The sequence below is a fragment of the Dokdonella immobilis genome, assembly GCF_900115085.1.
Taxonomy (GTDB): domain Bacteria; phylum Pseudomonadota; class Gammaproteobacteria; order Xanthomonadales; family Rhodanobacteraceae; genus Dokdonella; species Dokdonella immobilis.
In genome coordinates, this window is sequence record NZ_FOVF01000002.1 from 25,118 (window position 1) to 40,929 (window position 15,812).

Annotated in this window: 12 protein-coding genes; 6 read left to right on the plus strand and 6 right to left on the minus strand. The window is 66.3% G+C overall.

Features of this window, described 5'->3' with window-relative positions; translation table 11 throughout:
- The first annotated feature begins 28 nt into the window (after positions 1-28).
- From BM125_RS01480 to BM125_RS01485, 3 genes are all read left to right on the plus strand, one after another.
- The gene (locus BM125_RS01480; protein WP_175497833.1) at positions 29-1,906 is read left to right on the plus strand and encodes a DUF885 domain-containing protein; all 1,878 of its coding nucleotides are present in this window, start codon (positions 29-31) and stop codon (positions 1,904-1,906) included.
- 49 nt (positions 1,907-1,955) lie between these two features.
- Positions 1,956-2,090, plus strand: coding sequence for a hypothetical protein (locus tag BM125_RS20790; RefSeq protein ID WP_281243915.1), 135 nt, complete (start codon positions 1,956-1,958; stop codon positions 2,088-2,090).
- Between the two features lie 209 nt (positions 2,091-2,299).
- Positions 2,300-2,740, plus strand: a complete 441-nt coding sequence (locus BM125_RS01485) for a hypothetical protein (RefSeq protein ID WP_139224809.1) — start codon at positions 2,300-2,302, stop codon at positions 2,738-2,740.
- Between the two features lie 49 nt (positions 2,741-2,789).
- On the opposite strand, the gene BM125_RS01490 is transcribed toward BM125_RS01485, so the two are convergent.
- From BM125_RS01490 to BM125_RS19645, 4 genes are all read right to left on the minus strand, one after another.
- Positions 2,790-5,327, minus strand: coding sequence for a sensor domain-containing protein (locus tag BM125_RS01490; RefSeq protein ID WP_245778757.1), 2,538 nt, complete (start codon positions 5,325-5,327; stop codon positions 2,790-2,792).
- A 375-nt stretch (positions 5,328-5,702) separates the two neighbouring features.
- Positions 5,703-6,236, minus strand: a complete 534-nt coding sequence (locus BM125_RS01495) for a flavin reductase family protein (protein WP_092404188.1) — start codon at positions 6,234-6,236, stop codon at positions 5,703-5,705.
- 66 nt (positions 6,237-6,302) lie between these two features.
- Positions 6,303-8,135 carry a glutamine--fructose-6-phosphate transaminase (isomerizing) gene (glmS, locus tag BM125_RS01500; protein ID WP_092404190.1) on the minus strand — a complete coding sequence of 611 codons (1,833 nt, stop codon included), beginning with the start codon at positions 8,133-8,135 and terminating at the stop codon, positions 6,303-6,305.
- Positions 8,084-8,527, minus strand: coding sequence for a hypothetical protein (locus tag BM125_RS19645; RefSeq protein ID WP_139224810.1), 444 nt, complete (start codon positions 8,525-8,527; stop codon positions 8,084-8,086). The genes glmS and BM125_RS19645 overlap by 52 nt, the downstream gene beginning before the upstream one ends.
- 11 nt (positions 8,528-8,538) lie before the next feature.
- Here BM125_RS19645 and BM125_RS01505 point away from each other — a divergent pair, with 11 nt between their 5' ends.
- Positions 8,539-9,939 (plus strand): TIGR03013 family XrtA/PEP-CTERM system glycosyltransferase, encoded by a 1,401-nt coding sequence (locus tag BM125_RS01505; RefSeq protein WP_092404192.1) that lies wholly within the window; start codon positions 8,539-8,541, stop codon positions 9,937-9,939.
- A gap of 27 nt (positions 9,940-9,966) precedes the next feature.
- Here BM125_RS01505 and BM125_RS01510 read toward each other — a convergent pair whose 3' ends face one another.
- Positions 9,967-12,246: an HzsA-related protein gene (locus BM125_RS01510; protein WP_139224811.1), complete on the minus strand. Its 2,280-nt coding sequence runs from the start codon at positions 12,244-12,246 to the stop codon at positions 9,967-9,969.
- 344 nt (positions 12,247-12,590) lie between these two features.
- On the opposite strand from BM125_RS01510, the gene BM125_RS01515 reads away from it, so the two are divergent.
- Positions 12,591-12,854, plus strand: coding sequence for an acyl carrier protein (locus tag BM125_RS01515; protein WP_092404196.1), 264 nt, complete (start codon positions 12,591-12,593; stop codon positions 12,852-12,854).
- Entirely contained in the window at positions 12,851-14,419 is a 1,569-nt protein-coding gene (locus BM125_RS01520) for a class I adenylate-forming enzyme family protein (RefSeq protein WP_217647786.1), read from the plus strand. Before BM125_RS01515 ends, BM125_RS01520 begins: the two co-directional genes overlap by 4 nt.
- A gap of 17 nt (positions 14,420-14,436) precedes the next feature.
- Here BM125_RS01520 and BM125_RS01525 read toward each other — a convergent pair whose 3' ends face one another.
- Positions 14,437-15,693 carry a pyridoxal-dependent decarboxylase, exosortase A system-associated gene (locus BM125_RS01525; RefSeq protein ID WP_092404198.1) on the minus strand — a complete coding sequence of 419 codons (1,257 nt, stop codon included), beginning with the start codon at positions 15,691-15,693 and terminating at the stop codon, positions 14,437-14,439.
- Positions 15,694-15,812 lie beyond the last annotated feature (119 nt).

Genomic DNA, 15,812 nt, shown 5'->3' on the forward strand with positions numbered 1-15,812 from the left:
TCGGCCTGATGAACAGGAGGATGGGTTGATGTTGCGAGCACGCGCGCTGTTGATGGCGTCGATTCTGGTTCTGGCCGGCTGCGGCGGGAGTGCAACCCGCGAAACGGGTCGGGTTGCGCCAGCACCTGCCACCCGTGAGGCGACGCAGGCGGGATCCGCGTTCGATGCGGCTGTCGTGGCGCTTTCAAAGGGCTACTACCAGCAGGTGCCGGAGGCAGCGACCTACAACGGTGCGCCGCCGGATCTGGCCGGGGATGCCGATGCCGGGCTCAACGATCGATCGGTGGCCGGCGACGCGGCGCGAGTCGCCGAACTCGAGACACTGCTGGCGCGCTTGAAGGCGACATCCGCTGGAACGCTCGATGCGGACAGCCAGCGTATACGTGCCACCCTGATCACCCTGTTCGATGGCGCGCTCGGACCCTCTCGCATCGTCGACTACGGCACCAGCTTCGACGTCTACGGCACCTGGTACCTGCCTTATGCGATCAACCAGAACTCCGGACCCACCGTCGACATCCCGAAGTTGATGGAGGCCCAGCAGTCCGTACGCAACCGGGAACAGGCGCAGCTCTATTTGAGTCGGCTCGAAGCCTTGCCCCGGATACTCGACGGCAGCCTGGCCAGGCTTCGCCACGACGTCGAGCTCGGCGCCATTCCACCCGACTTCATCATCGCCAAGGCGAAGGCCGTGGTCGACGCGTTCAGTGCGCAACCGGCGGCCGAGAATGTCCTCTACAGCAGTTTCGTGGCCAAGCTGAAGGCGGCCAACGTGACCGACGCGGACACGCTTTCATCCGAGGCCTTGACCCGCGTCGGCAATGGCGTGCTGCCGGCCTATCGGCGCATCAGCACCTACCTGGGCGAGATTGCGCCGAAGGCGCCGCATGACGCGGGGCTGTGGCGCCTGCCGAATGGTCCTGCCCTGTACAAGGCCATGATCCGGCACATGACCGACAGCGATCTCGATCCCGATGCCATCCACCAGACCGGGCTGGACGAAGTCGCACGCATTGCCGGTGAGATGGATGGCTTGCTTCGCGCCCAAGGCTACGTGGACGGGACGGTTGGCCAGCGCATGGCGGCGATGGCGAAGGACCCGCGCTTTGTCTATCCGAACACGGCCGAAGGAAAAGCGGCATTGCTGGCCGGCATCCAGACCGACCTGGCCAAGGTCCGCACCCAGCTGCCGAAGTACTTCGGAACCCTGCCGAAGCATCCGCTCGAGGTGCGCGTGGTACCTGAATTCAGCCAGGACTCGGCCCCGGGCGGCTACTACGATCCACCCGCTCCCGATGGTTCGCGACCGGGCATCTACTGGGTCAACCTGCGCGACACGGCGATGCTGCCGAAATTCTCCTCGCCGACGCTGACCTACCACGAAGCCATTCCGGGCCACCACATGCAGATGGCCATCGCCATCGACCAGCCGATGCCGTTCATCGCCAAGAGCTTTGCCTCGAATCCGGCGGCCGAGGGCTGGGCCCTCTATGCCGAAGCGCTGGCTGCGGAAATGGGCCTGTACAAGGACGATCCGTCCGGCAACCTCGGGCGCCTGCGCGACGAGCTGCATCGCGCCGTGCGCCTGGTCGTCGACACCGGCATGCACGCGAAGAAGTGGAGCCGCGAGCAGGCGATCGACTACATGGTCCGCACCGAGGGCGTTGAACCGGGCGCTGCCGAATCGGAAGTCGAGCGCTATGTGGTCTGGCCCGGGCAGGCGCTCGGCTACAAGATCGGCATGCTCAAGCTGCAGCAATTGCGCAGGGAAGCCGAAGCCGCCCATGGCGGGAAGTTCGACATCCGCGAATTCCACGATCGCCTGCTCAGGATCCAGTCCTCGGCGTTACCCGTGATCGAGGATGAAATGCGCGCGTGGATCGCCAAGGCAAAACAGGCGCCATGAATCCGCCTGCCTCAGGATCGTTCGAGCGGACTCGAGAGCCCGGAACCCCATGAGCCTGTCCGCCAGACGCAATCGCCGCGACGCGATCCGCATGGCCGGTCTCAATCCGGCCGGGACGTGGTTGATCGTGCAGGTCGCCAAAACCGTACTGCCCGCGTTCGCCGTGCGCGGGTGCTGCAGGTGACGACCCTCCTGCTCCTCGCAGGTCTCGTGCCGGCGCTCGTCTTCATCTGCATCCCCGGGTCGAGGAACGGGGTCGTGAACCGGCCCGGATGGACCCGAACCGCTGTGAACCACGCTTCGTCACAATCCCGCGCAGGCTCGGCGCGGTCGATGCCCATGCTTCCGCGATGCGCGAGGCAGATCCGGAAAGCGCGGCTCGCCGGGGCATCCGTGCTCCTGGGCATGCTGCTCGGCGCTGCCTGTTCGGCGCCGCCACCCGTGCTCGCGGAGGATCTCGCGTATCCGGTGCTCGTGCTGTTTCCGCAGAGTGGCAGCGTGCGTCATGACGATACCGCGGACCTTCGCATGATGGGCGTGCAGCGGGTCATGGGCTATGACGGAACCGTCATGCTGATCGATTCACGACTCGACATCTACCGCCTCGACGGCCTCGCATCCACGCATTCGGGACTCTGGCTGATGGCGCATCCGAGTGGTCGGACCGAGGTCCGCTTCGAACTGCATCGCATCGGCCAGGCGGATATCGAGCAGGCCCGACGGTTGATCCTCGAGCGCGAGCCGACGCTGCGGGATTCGGCAGAGCCCGTGCCGCGGGCGTCCCTGCTGCAGGCGAGCACGTTGCAGGCCATGCTGAAGATCATCGGCAAGTGACGGCCGCTCAGAGCACGGGCAGAGCGACTGCCATGGGTGGAACGGGTCCTCAGGAGGCGTTCTGGAGCGACTCGGATGCGTCGCCGGTGGCGGTCACCTGCGCAGCCGGAAAGAACGCGCTCGCCGAAGGGGCTGCAGCCGGTCGACCGAGATAATAGCCCTGCAATTCGTCGCAACCGAGCTTGCGCAGGAACTCGGCCTGCTCCCCGGTCTCGACGCCCTCCGCCGAGACACGCATGCGCAACTGGTGGGCCAGCACGACGATGGTCTGCGCGATCGCCGCATCGTCGTCGCTGTAGGGCAGGCCGCGGACGAAGCGCTGGTCGATCTTGAGCTTGTCGATCGGGAACTGCTTCAGATAAGCCAGGCTCGAGTAGCCCGTTCCGAAGTCATCCAGCGACAGCCTCGTTCCGATTGCCCTCAACTCGGCCAGCGTGCGCCGAACGCGATCCACGTTTTCCATCAGCGAACTTTCGGTCAGCTCGATATTGAGCGTGGAAGCAGGAACTTCATGGACGGACAGGGCATCACGCACCTGATCGACGAAGCCGGGCCGCTGCAGTTCCTGGGCAGAGACATTGAATGCGATCTCGAAATCGCGATGGCCCTGGTCGAGCCACTCGCGCGCCTGGCGACAGACCTCGCCGACCACCCATTCGCCGATCTCGGGCATCATGCCGAGGGTTTCCGCGATCGGTATGAAGCGGGCAGGGCTGACCCGCCCGAGCTCCGGACTGATCCAGCGTATCAGGGCCTCGAATCCGGTCAGGGCGAGGCTCGTGGCGTCACGCTGCGGCTGGTAGTGGAGTTCCATTTCGCCGCGCTGCACGGCCCCACGCAGGCTGCGCCCGAGGGTCAGCCGACTCTCGGTATCCTCCATTTCCTCCACCGAAAATTCGACGATGCAATCGCGGCCTTGTCGCTTGGCCCGATGCATGGCCGCCTCGGCACGGCTCAGAAGGTCCTGCGTGTCCAGGCCGTGGTCGGGTGAATGGCTGATTCCCATGCTCGCCGACAGGATCACGCGGTAGTCGTTGCTCTCGATCGGCGTGGCCACCGCTGTCCGGAGCCGGGCCGCGAGCGCGAGCATTTCGGCGTGCTCCGGTGTCGCGCAGGCGATGGCGAATTCGTCGCCCGCAAAGCGGGCGATGCGGCCGTTGCCGCCCAGCGCATCCTGCAGACGCATGGCAACCCGTCGCAGGACGTCGTCGCCGATGAAATGTCCCATGAATTCGTTGACGACCTGGAAACGATCCAGGCCAATCAACATGACCCATACCGGGTCTTCGGCGCTGCCCACCATCGCGGCCAGCGCCGCCTCGAAGACGATGCGATGGGGCAGCCCGGTCACCGCATCGTGGCTGGCCGCATGGGCGAGTTCGGCCTCCGCGCGGAGCTTTTCGCTGACATCGCGGCCGACGGCGAAGGCCTTGCCGTCGGGTCCGACGAAGGAATCCCAGGACAGCCAGCGATAGCTGCCGTCCTTGCAGCGGAAACGATAGGTCACCTGGCTGACCCGGTCGCCCTCGTTGCGCAATGCGGCGACCGCGGCCGCACAGGAACCCAGATCATCGGGATGGACGAACGCGTCGTAGCTGCGGGACGCCAGCTCAGCCTCGCTGAATCCAGTGACCTGGCTGAACGCGGGATTGGCCTGGATGATGCGCTGGGAGCGGATATCGAAGACGCAATAGATCTCGAGGGACAAGGCAAAGAAACCATCGCGCTCCTGGACCCGCTCGAGAAGCTGCGCGCTCTCTATGGCGATGGTGGTGATGGTCAGCATCTGATCGACGCAGTCGAGCTCGTAATCGCTGGGCTTGCGCGCATCGCGGTGATACACGGCAAAACTGCCCAGGGCCCTGCCATTGCTGCCGAACACGGGGGTCGACCAGCAGGCCAGCAATCCATTCTCGATGGCGACGTCGCGAAAATCCGACCACAACGGATCGGTTGCCACGTCGGCCACGATCACGCGTTCGCGTCGATGCAGCGCCGTGCCGCACGAACCCTGGCCTTCACCGATTGCGACCCCGTGGATGGCGCTGTTGTAGGCCGTGGGCAGGCTCGGTGCCGCGCCGTGCAGGACATGCCTGCCATCGGCGTCGACCAGCAGGATCGAGCACAGCGCACCGGGATTGAGCTCTTCGTGCAACTGCGCGATCAACGTCAGGTTGTCGGCCAGCGGGTGCTGCGCGGCGATACCGGTCAGCACTTCGCGGTGGCCTTCGCTCATGCGATCGACGCGACGCCGGGTGGTCACATCGCGAAAACCGATGCACATCGAATCGGGCCGCGGCTGGATAGTGCATTCGATCCAGCGATTCTCCGGAAGCCAGCGCGTTTCGAGGGTCAATATTTCCTGTCGTTCCATGGCGATGGCCGCTGAATGCCGCAGGGAATCGCCGACCCCCGAAGGGAAGGCACCCCAGACGACCCGGCCGACCAGGTCTCCGGCAGGGCCGCCAGTCAGCAGCCGGACCGCCGCATCGCTCAGGCTCGTACAGCGGCCGCTGGAATCCAGGACCAGCGTGGCGTTGGACAGCTGCGCGCCACAGGGTTCGGTGCTCTCGTGCCACTCTTCCACGAAAATTGCCCCTGTTCCGGATGTCCGGCGACCGGAACGTCCGGCCCGCCGTCGCTCCCCGTGATGCAATTTATTCCTACGTTCCGCGAAGTACAAATGCCTATGCCGCAAAGTTCACTTGGAGTCGCCGAATGCGCACTGCGCAAAGACCGGCGGGACCCTGGCTGCCTTCCCGTGTGACTGCGCTCGCGGCGGGGGCTGCAGCATCGCTGGGAAGGGTGGCCGGGCTCGGGCCTGAAAATTGCGGTGGCAGGCGGCTGTGCCGGTCTTGATGCCGCTTCCACGCGGCCAGGTGCGGACCGGCTGTCTTCTGGTTCGCCGCGTATCGGCGGCTGGCGCAGCGGGATACTCGGTAGTCCGCCCGCGCGACCGTCGCTACCAGCCGTGCAGCTCTTCTCCGATCGACATGCTTGGCTCGTGCGCGTGGATCTGCTTGTACCGCCCGCTGTAGAAAATCAGCGGCGTGGCTTCAGGACCCTTGCGCAGCCCTTGCACCTCGGCGATGTAGAGGAGGTGATCGCCGGCCAGGTGCACGTCGACGACGCGCGCGACGATCTGAGCCAGGCTCTCGGCAATCATCGGCATGCCTTCGAAGTCGGCGAACTCGAAATCGAGGCCGGGAACGCGATTGCCGGCGAAGTGCAGGCTGATGTCCATTTGCGCATCGGTCAGAAAGCTGACGCCGTAACGATCACCGATCCCGATATGCGCATTGACGCTCGATTCCCGTCGCAACGAGATGAGCACGAGCGGCGGATCGGCCGAGACCGAGAGAAAGGAATTCACGGTGATGCCGGCTGCCTGGTCATCCCGCACGAACGTGACCACGGCGACCCCGGTCGAAAAGCGGCCCATCACGCTGCGGAACGCACGCGGGTCGATCTTCGGATCGGGCGAGGATGCTGTCATCGGCTCCCGTTTGCGTTACTGATCAATGCCATTGCCGGTTGCAAGACATGTCGGCGTACGACCGATTCATTCGACCGTCACAGACTTGGCCAGGTTGCGCGGCTGGTCGACGTCGGTGCCGCGCAGGACGGCGACGTGGTAGGCGAGCAGTTGCAGGGGCACGGTGAACACGGCCGGTGCGATCAGGTTGCCGCCCGAATTGACCTTGATCAGCGCGCCGCGCACACCGTCGCTGTCGATCCTGACCTCGTCGTCGGCGATCACGAACAGCTCGCCGCCGCGCGCGCGGACTTCCTCGAGATTGGACTTGAGCTTCTCGAGCAACTGGTTGTTCGGGGCGACCGCGATCACCGGCATGTCCTCGTCGACGAGGGCGAGCGGGCCGTGCTTGAGCTCGCCGGCCGGATAGCCTTCGGCGTGGATGTAGGAGATTTCCTTGAGCTTGAGCGCGCCTTCGAGGGCAACCGGAAAATTGACGCCACGGCCGAGGAACAGGGCGTGGTGCTTGTGCACGAAGCGTTCGGCCAGTTCGGCGATCTGCGGAGCGAGCTCGAGCGCGTCGGCGATGCGCCGGGGCAGCGTGCTGAGATCGTTGACGAGGCGCAGGTAGCGTTCCTCGGCGAGCCCGTTCATGCGCGCCAGTTCGAGCACGAGCAAGGCCAGCGCGGCGAGCTGGGTCGTGAAGGCCTTGGTCGAGGCAACGCCGATCTCGGGTCCGGCCCGGGTCATCAGGACAAGGTCCGATTCGCGCACGAGACTCGATTCGGGCACGTTGCAGATGGCGAACGAGCCGAGATAACCGTGCTGCCTGCCTTCGCGCAGCGCGGCCAGCGTGTCGGCCGTCTCGCCAGACTGCGAAATGGCCAGGAACAGGCTGTCGGCCGGCACCACGGCCTGGCGGTAGCGGTATTCGCTGGCCACCTCGATGCTGCAGGGAATGCCGGCCAGGCCCTCGAGCCAGTAACGCGCGACCATGCCGGCGTGGTAGCTGGTGCCGCAGGCGACGATCTGCACGTGGCGAACGCGGCGCAGCAACTCGTCGGACTTGACGCCAAAGATGTTCGGCAGGATGCGGTCGCTGGCGATGCGCCCTTCCAGCGTGTCGGCGACGGCGCGCGGTTGCTCGAAGATCTCCTTGAGCATGTAGTGGCGGTATTCGCCGCGCTCGACCGCATCGGCGGACAGCTCGCTCGTATGCACGCGGCGTTCGACGCGGTTGCCGTCGAGGTCATAGACCTGGATCGAATTGCGCGTGATTTCGACCAGGTCGCCCTCGTCGAGATAGCTGAACTGGTTGGTGACCTTGATCAGGGCCTGCACGTCTGAGCCGAGGAAGTTCTCGCCGATGCCGATGCCGACCACGAGCGGACTGCCGCGGCGTGCGCCGATCACGTGACCCGGTTCGTCACGGCTCATGACGGCGATGGCGAACGCACCATGCAGTCGCTGGATCGCCGCCTGCACGGCGCTGCGCAGGTCCATGCCCTGCTTGCGCAGGTGGTGGACCAGGTGGGCGATGACTTCGGTGTCGGTGTCGGAGTCGAAACGGTAACCGTGGCCCTTCAGTTCCTCGCGAAGGGCCACGTGGTTCTCGATGATGCCGTTGTGCACGACGCTGACCGAGTCGATCGAGACATGCGGATGTGCGTTGACCTCGTTGGGCACGCCATGCGTGGCCCAGCGCGTGTGGGCGATGCCGGTCATCCCCGAGATCGGGTGGGATTCCAGGCGCGCTTCGAGCTCGCGGACCTTGCCGACCGTGCGTGCGCGGGCGAGTTCCTCGCCGCTCAGCACCGACAGTCCGGCCGAATCGTAGCCGCGGTATTCGAGAGCCTTGAGGCCCGAGATCAGGATGGGGACGACATCACGCTCGGCCGCTGCGGCGACGATTCCACACATGGGCAATCCAGGCTCGGGTTCGAAACGGAGGCAGAGCGCTGCGTTGCCTGCCATCGGGACGGCCATGATAAACGCTTGACCTTCGACTGGGCAGTGTCGTGGGCATCCATGGCGACCGGCCGGGCCAGTCGCGGACGCAACGGGCTGCCGAAACCGGGCCGCGCCGCGCCCTGCCGGCGCCGAATCGGCGTCAAAGACAGCACGCCGTCGTCCGAAACGTTTAGTATCCGGGCTCGATCGGCCACCGGGACGGCGCCGATCGTCCGGGCAAGGCCCTGGAAGGAACGCCAGGCCGCGAAATGCAGCCCGAAAGAAACATGTTCCGAAACAGCGACTTGCCAATTTCCGGCGCGAATCATGCATGCCGATTCGCGGCGATTGGCAAAACTCATTGGGGGGGTGAATGCTGCGTTTCCTGCGCGAACAAGGCGCGCGCTGGCTGCTGGTGCTGGCCGTCGCCGAGTTCCTGGTCCTGGTCGGGGCGCTGATCCTGGCCATGCGCATCCGTTTCTGGAGCGCGCCGGAAGACCTGGCCGCGTTCTCGATCCTGATCGAGGTGCGCGCCACCTTGTTCGGCCTGGTCATGGTGACCTCGATGGCGGCCATCGGCATGTACCAGAAGTCGCTGCGCGACAACCTGCTCGGGCTGATCGCGCGGCAGACGATCGGCTTCGTCATGGGCGGCATCGCCACGGCCTTCCTGTTCTATCTGGTTCCGCAGCTGTTCATCGGCCGCGGCGTCATCGGCTATGCCCTGTTGATCAGCTTTCCGATCATTGCGTTCGGTCGTGCGCTGTTCCTGCGCCTGGTCGACATCAAGGCGCTCAAACGCCGGGTCCTGGTGCTCGGTGTCGGTGCGCGGGCGGAGAAGATCGTGCACCGCATGCGGCGCCGGGTCGATCGGCGCGGTTTCCTCGTGGTCGGTTTCCTGCCGATGAACGGCGAGGCCCCGGTCGTGCCCGACGAGCTGGTCGTCAAGAGCGACAAGCCCCTCGCCGAGATCGCCGAACGCATGCAGATCAACGAGATCGTGATCGCCGCGGAGGATCGGCGCGGCCAGTTGCCGATGCATGACCTGCTCGCCTGCAAGCAGCGGGGCATCACCATCACCAACCTGATCACCTTCTTCGAACGCGAGCAGGGCAAGGTCAAGCTGAGCCTGATCGACCCGTCGTGGTTGATCTTCTCGCAGGGCTTCGACGCCACCCCGTTGCGCAAGGCGAGCAAGCGGATCTTCGATGTCACCTCGACCGCGATCATGCTGCTGGTGCTCTGGCCGCTGATGGTACTGACCGCGCTGGCGATCTGGATCGAGTCGGGTCCCGGCGCGCCGATCCTCTATCGGCAGGAGCGCGTCGGCGAGCGCGGCAAGCCCTTTCCGTTGATCAAGTTCCGCAGCATGCGCACCGATGCCGAGAAGGATGGGGTGGCCCGCTGGGCGAGCAAGGAAGACGATCGGGTGACCCGGGTCGGCCGCTTCATCCGCAAGGTGCGCCTGGACGAGCTGCCGCAGCTGTGGAATGTCCTGCGCGGCGACATGAGCCTGATCGGGCCGCGTCCGGAACGCCCGCAATTCGTCGCCGAACTCGAGAAGAAGATCCAGTATTACGACCTGCGCCACTGCGTGAAGCCGGGGCTTGCCGGCTGGGCCCAGCTCAACTACCCGTATGGCGCGGACGAGAAGGATGCGGCCGAGAAGCTCAAGTACGATCTGTTCTACGTGAAGAACCACAACTTCACGCTCGACCTGATCATCCTGATCCAGACCTTCGAAGTCATCCTGTTCCGCCGCGGCGCGCGCTGAGCGCGGCGGCGGCAGGGTCGGCCTGCCTCAGTCGAACGAATCCGCGAACAGCGGATCGGCATTGACCCGCCAGTAGTCGAGCAGGTTCTTCAGTGCCACTGGCATGTTCGTCGCCGGCGCGTGGCCGGCCTGGTCGATCGAGTTGACGCCGTGGCAACCGCCGCAGGCGCGCACTTCGCCGGGCTTGACCGAAATCCAGTAGCGCTCGCGCACCACCGGCGTGCCGTTCGCCGCGGTCGACTGCCAGGCCAGCGCGCGCTGGGCCGGCACGATCACCGCCACCGAGCCGTCACTGGCGATCGGCACCGCGCCGGCCGGTGTACCGGCTGCCGGGGTCGGCATCCATTGCAGGGCTGCGGCATCGTGCAGCGGTTGGGCCAGCACGCGCCGACCGGGATTCGGCGAGGCGGTGCCGCCGATGCCGCGGATCTGGTCGCCCTGCAGGAACTGCATGTAGCGGATGTCGTAGAGGATGCCGGCATTGGCCACGGTCTGCACGCCGCCCGGCACGCGCAGGTTGAACGGCTGCTGGTGGTCGGCCTTGTCGCGCGTGGTGACGTTGCGGCTGACCAGTACGCCGAGTCCGCGTGCGGCGAGGAAGGACTGGAAAGCCTGGAAATCCACACCGGCCGCGGCGAACGCCTGCGCTTCCGGCGCCTCGGCCGGCAGGTTGCCGGTATCCGGTGGCACGGCGCGCGCGCGCACCTCGACCGGCGAAAGCTCCCAGAGCGGCCCGTTGTAGGTGACCAGGACATCCGGATCCCACCACGTGACCGACTTGCTGATGCCATTGGTCAGCGCGCCATTCGGGTCGGCGCGCTGATAGCCGCCACCATCGGCGATCAGGCTGTGGAGACGGAATTTGTAACGCGGGACCGGATTGGCCCGGGTACCCTCATTGGCGGCCCCGCGCGGCTCGGCGACCCAGGCTGCGACCATCTGGCCGTCCGACAGCGGCAAGGGATTGCGGTAGTGACCGCTGAAGTCGGCGGGCACCGTGCCTGGATAGAAGGTGCTCGTGCTGCGCGGCGTGCGGTAGCCGACCAGCATGTCATCGGGATTGGTGGACGGCGAGCCGTTGATCGAGATGATCTGGCCCGAGGCATGCGTGTAGAACTCCGGCGCGTCGATCGCGAAATAACGTCCCGGGGTGGTTGGGTCCTCGGCGATCTGCAGCCAGTTGTCGACCGAACGGCTGTTGTTGCGCGGCGGTGCCGAGCCGTAGATGTATTCGACCAGGTTCGGATCGTTCCTCAGGCTCTGGTTGAAGTAGTCGAACAGCTCGTGGCGGCCGACGTGGTTGAGCGTTTCCTCGCCGCTGCCATCCTGGTTCAGCTGCCACGGAAAGAAGTGGTTGATGCGAAACCCGTAGCTCGCGGCCGTGTCCGAACGGGGCTCCGGAAACACCTCGCTGGCGGTCTGGGTTGCCGCCTGCGCCGATTCCGACGCCCAGTTGAAGGTGCCGTAGGTACCGGCATCGGCCTGCTGGTCGCGCTGCAAATGGTCCCAGCGCGTGAAGATGATGCGCCCAAAGCTGTCCACCAGGGGCCGGAACGAGCCGGACGGCGCGTGCTGCAGCAGGCGCAGGCTGCCGCTGGCCGGATCAAGTTTCCACAGGCCGCTGTTGGTGGGGGTCGATTCGTATTCGTCCAGTTGCGGGTACAGGTGGCGCTCGCCGTTGCGCGGACGGTCGCTGGTGAAGATGATGCTGCCGTCCGAGGCGTAGGTCGGCTCGACGTTGTTGGTGTCGATCGGTTGCCCGGGAACCCTGCTGATCACGACCGTCTGGCCGCTGCCGAAGCCGCTGATCTCGTAGAGCTGCCAGTAGCGCGTGATGGTCTGGTACTGCTGGGTCGGTGCACCGACGACCATGCTGAAAACGGCTTTGCTGCCGCTGAAGTGGATGGCTGGATCGCGCACCGCGATCGCATTGGCGCCCTGTTGTCCGCTGTTGCCGTAGCCGGCTTCGGCGGTCAGGTTGCGCAGCGTGCCGTTCGCATAGCGGATCCAGAGATCGCCGCCGCGCGCGGCGCTCTGCACGTCGCCCATGTGGTTGGCGAACACCGAGCCAACCGTGGCGAAATCGCCGGGCACCGGGACCTGGGTCACGAACATGATCGGGTTCGGCAGGTTCGGTGCGGCCACGGCCGCCGTTGCGCAGTGCAGGGCGGTGATCGCCGCCGCGAGGGCCCAGCCCAGCGGATGCCCGGCGCCGAACCGCATCCGGATCGGGTCGAGTGGCCCCTGATGGCTTGGCGGCGAAGTCCGGGAAAGCGGGCGGAGCGGACGGGGCGATTCGGTACGCATGCGCAATTCCTTGGCGAGGGTCTGAACACGTGGCGCAATCGAGATGGCTTCTGGACGCCACCCTTATGTCATTGAATCAATCGCCTGGGCGAAGCCTGCCTGCGCGCAGTCCCTTGCTGCGCCAACTTGCAGGCGGCCATGGTCGCTTGCGCACGGCCCCGATACAGTGAACGTGTTCACAGCGACCCTGCTGCGGGGAATGGTCCGGAACGCGGCCTGCGCAGGCGCCGCGACCGCCGGGGGGTGTCGCCCGGACGCGCTTCTGGCACACTGCGCCGCCTGTCCGTCAGCAAGTCCGGCCGGAGCGCCGCAGGGCCCCGGATCGGCTTGCGCCAGAGTCGTGTATGCAATCCATTGAACAGCGCGTGCGGAAGTTCCTGCGCGAAACCTTCCCGGTCGCGAACGAAACCGAACTGACCGCCGAGCAGAGCCTGCTCGAATCGGGCGTGCTCGATTCGATCGGCGTGCTCAACCTGATGACCTGGCTCGAGCGCGAGTTCGCCATCTACGTCGAAGACCACGAGGTCGTTCCGGAAAACATCGACGGCATCGGCGCGCTGGTGCGCTACGTCGAATCCAAGCGCGCCGAGGCCGGACTGACGGAATGATCCGTTTCGAGGAGAGCCTGCGCCAGTCGGCGGAGCGCGATCCGGAGCGCGTCGCCCTGGTCTGCCGCGGCGAGCGCACGAGCTACGCGGAACTGGCTGGCGAGGTCGAACGTTGCGCCGCGCAACTGGTGGCCGAGGCCGGATTCGCGCGCGGCGAACGCTGCGTGCTGTTCCTCGAAAATCGTCTCGAGACCGCGGTCGGCCTGTTCGGCACGTTGCGCGCCGGCGGCGTGTTCAGCGTCATCAATCCGACGACCAAGGCCGACAAGCTCGCCTACATATTGAACAACTGCGAAGCCTCGGTGCTGGTCACGCAGGCCTCGCTGCTCGCGGTCGCGCGCGCGGCCCTGGCCGAAGCGCCGGGCGTGCGCCGTCTGATCGTCGTCGATGCCGAATCGGCCGCCGATGCAATCGGCTGGACCGCGTTCATGGCCGGCCAGGCGCCCCTGCTGGCAGCGGCGCCGCGTGGCATCGACATCGACCTCGCCATGCTCGTCTATACCTCCGGTTCGACCGGTCGTCCGAAGGGCGTGATGATGACCCACCGCAACGTGCTGTTCGCGGCGACGTCGGTCTCCAGCTATCTGCAGATGCGGGGCGAGGATGTCGTCCTCAGCGTGTTGCCGCTGTCCTTCGACTACGGCCTCTACCAGTTGCTGATGTGCGTGCTGCGGGGTGCGACCCTGGTCCTCGAGAAATCGTTCGCGTTTCCGCAGAAGATCCTGCCGATGCTGGCCAGCGAGGGCGTGACCGGATTTCCGCTGGTGCCGACCATGGCCGCGCTGATCGTGCAGTTGCGCAATTTCGATCCGGCCTGGGCGGCCGGCGTGCGCTTCGTGACGAATACGGCGGCGGCGCTGCCGCCGGCCCACATCGCCCGCCTGCAGTCCCTGTTCGGCCAGGCACGCCTGTACTCGATGTACGGACAAACCGAATCCAAGCGCTGTACCTGGCTGCCGCCGGAGCAACTGGCGCGGCGGCCGGACAGCGTGGGCATCGCCATTCCGGGCACCGAGGTCTGGGTCGCCGATGACGAAGGCCGTGCGGTCGGGGCGAACGTGGTCGGCGAACTCGTCGTGCGCGGCGGCCATGTCATGCTCGGCTACTGGCGCGATGCCGAGGCGACCGATCGCGCGCTGAGGCCGGGCCGCTATCCCGGTGAGCGGGTCCTGCACACGGGCGACTTGTTCCGCATGGACGAGGAAGGCTATTGCTACTTCGTCGGGCGCAAGGACGACATCCTCAAGTCGCGCGGCGAGAAGGTCAGTCCGAAGGAAATCGAGAACGTCCTCTATGCGATGGAGGGCGTACGCGAGGCGGCGGTCGTCGGCATCCCGGACGAACTGCTCGGGCATGCGCTGAAGGCGATTCTGGTGCCGGCCGAGGGCGTGCAGCTCGAGGCACGCGAGGTGATCGCCCATTGCCAGGGCCGGCTCGAGGACTTCATGGTTCCGCGCCTGATCGAATTCCGGGCGTCGCTGCCGAAGACCGCGACCGGCAAGATCCGTCGCGCCGGCCTGCAGGCCGAAGCCGAGGGCCGCGGATCCGCCGACGAGGAAGCCTGATCCTCCGGGGTGCCGGTTCAGACCAGTGCTTCGGCCACGTCCGCATGGCCGAGAAATTCGCGGGGACTCGCGCTGCGTCCGTAGGCGCCGGACTGGAACACGACGACCAGGTCGCCGACGTCGGCGACCGCGAGTTCGGCGCGATCGGCGAGCAGGTCCAGCGGCGTGCACAGCGGTCCGACCACGCTGGCCGTTTCGCGCCCGGCGCCGCCGCGATTGATCGCGACCGGATAATTGCGCCGCATGACCTGGCCGAAATTTCCCGATGCGGCCAGGTGTTGGTGCATGCCGCCGTCGACGACCAGGAAGACCTGGCCACGTGAAACCTTGCGATCGACCACGCGCGTGACATAGAGGCCCGCTTCGCCGACCAGGTAGCGACCGAGTTCGAGGGCGAGATGCGCAGCGGGCATGTCGCGCCGGGCGCGCTCGACCAGTCGTTCGAGATGGGCGGCCACCGGTTCGATGTCGAGCGGGGTATCGTTGAGCGTATACGGAATGCCGAAGCCGCCGCCCAGGTTGAGCGTGCGCGGCGCGGCCGGGCAGTGATCGAGCCAGCCGAGCACGAGCTCGTAGCTCAAGGTCTGCGCCTCGATGATCGCCGCCGGGCGCAGGTTCTGCGAGCCGGCGTACAGATGGAATCCTTCGAAGGCCAGGCCGCGTGCGGCGATCGCGGCGAGCATCTCCGGCACGCGTTCGGCGTCGATACCGAACGGTCGGGCGCCGCCGCTCATCTTCATGCCCGAGGCGCGCAGCTCGAACGGCAGGTTGACGCGCACGGCCACGCGCGCGGGCAGGCCCCAGGCTGCGCTGGCGCTGGCCAGGATGTCGAGTTCGCGAAACGACTCGAGGTTGACGAGGATGCCGGCGGCGACCGACTGCTGCAGCTCCAGCGCAGACTTGCCCGGTCCGGCGAAGCTGATCCGCGTCGCCGGCATGCCGCTGTCCAGGGCCACGCGCAGTTCGCCGCGCGAGGCCACGTCGATGCCGTCGACGAGGCCGGCCATATGGCAGACCAGGGCCGGCATCGGATTGGCCTTCATCGCGTAGTGAAGGCGGACTGCATCGGGCAGGGTCGCCCGTAGCTGATCGACGCGTGCACCGAGGCGCGCACGATCGTACAGGTAGCACGGCGTGCCGCCGACGCTGTCGACGACTTGCGAGAGCGGTTGCCCGCCGATCAGCCACTCGCCGCCGGCATTGCGCGGCCACGGTTGCCGGGCAGACCATGCCGCGGCCGGGGCGGCGGGTACGGATTGGGTCGGGTCGGTCATTCGGGCTCGTGCGCCATCGGTTCGTGCATGCGCCAAGGGAGGGTCTGATCAGGTAGCAAAGTCGTCACGTTGCCTGGGCGATTGATGGGTCAATCAAAAAGGTGGCGCCCTGAAGGCTC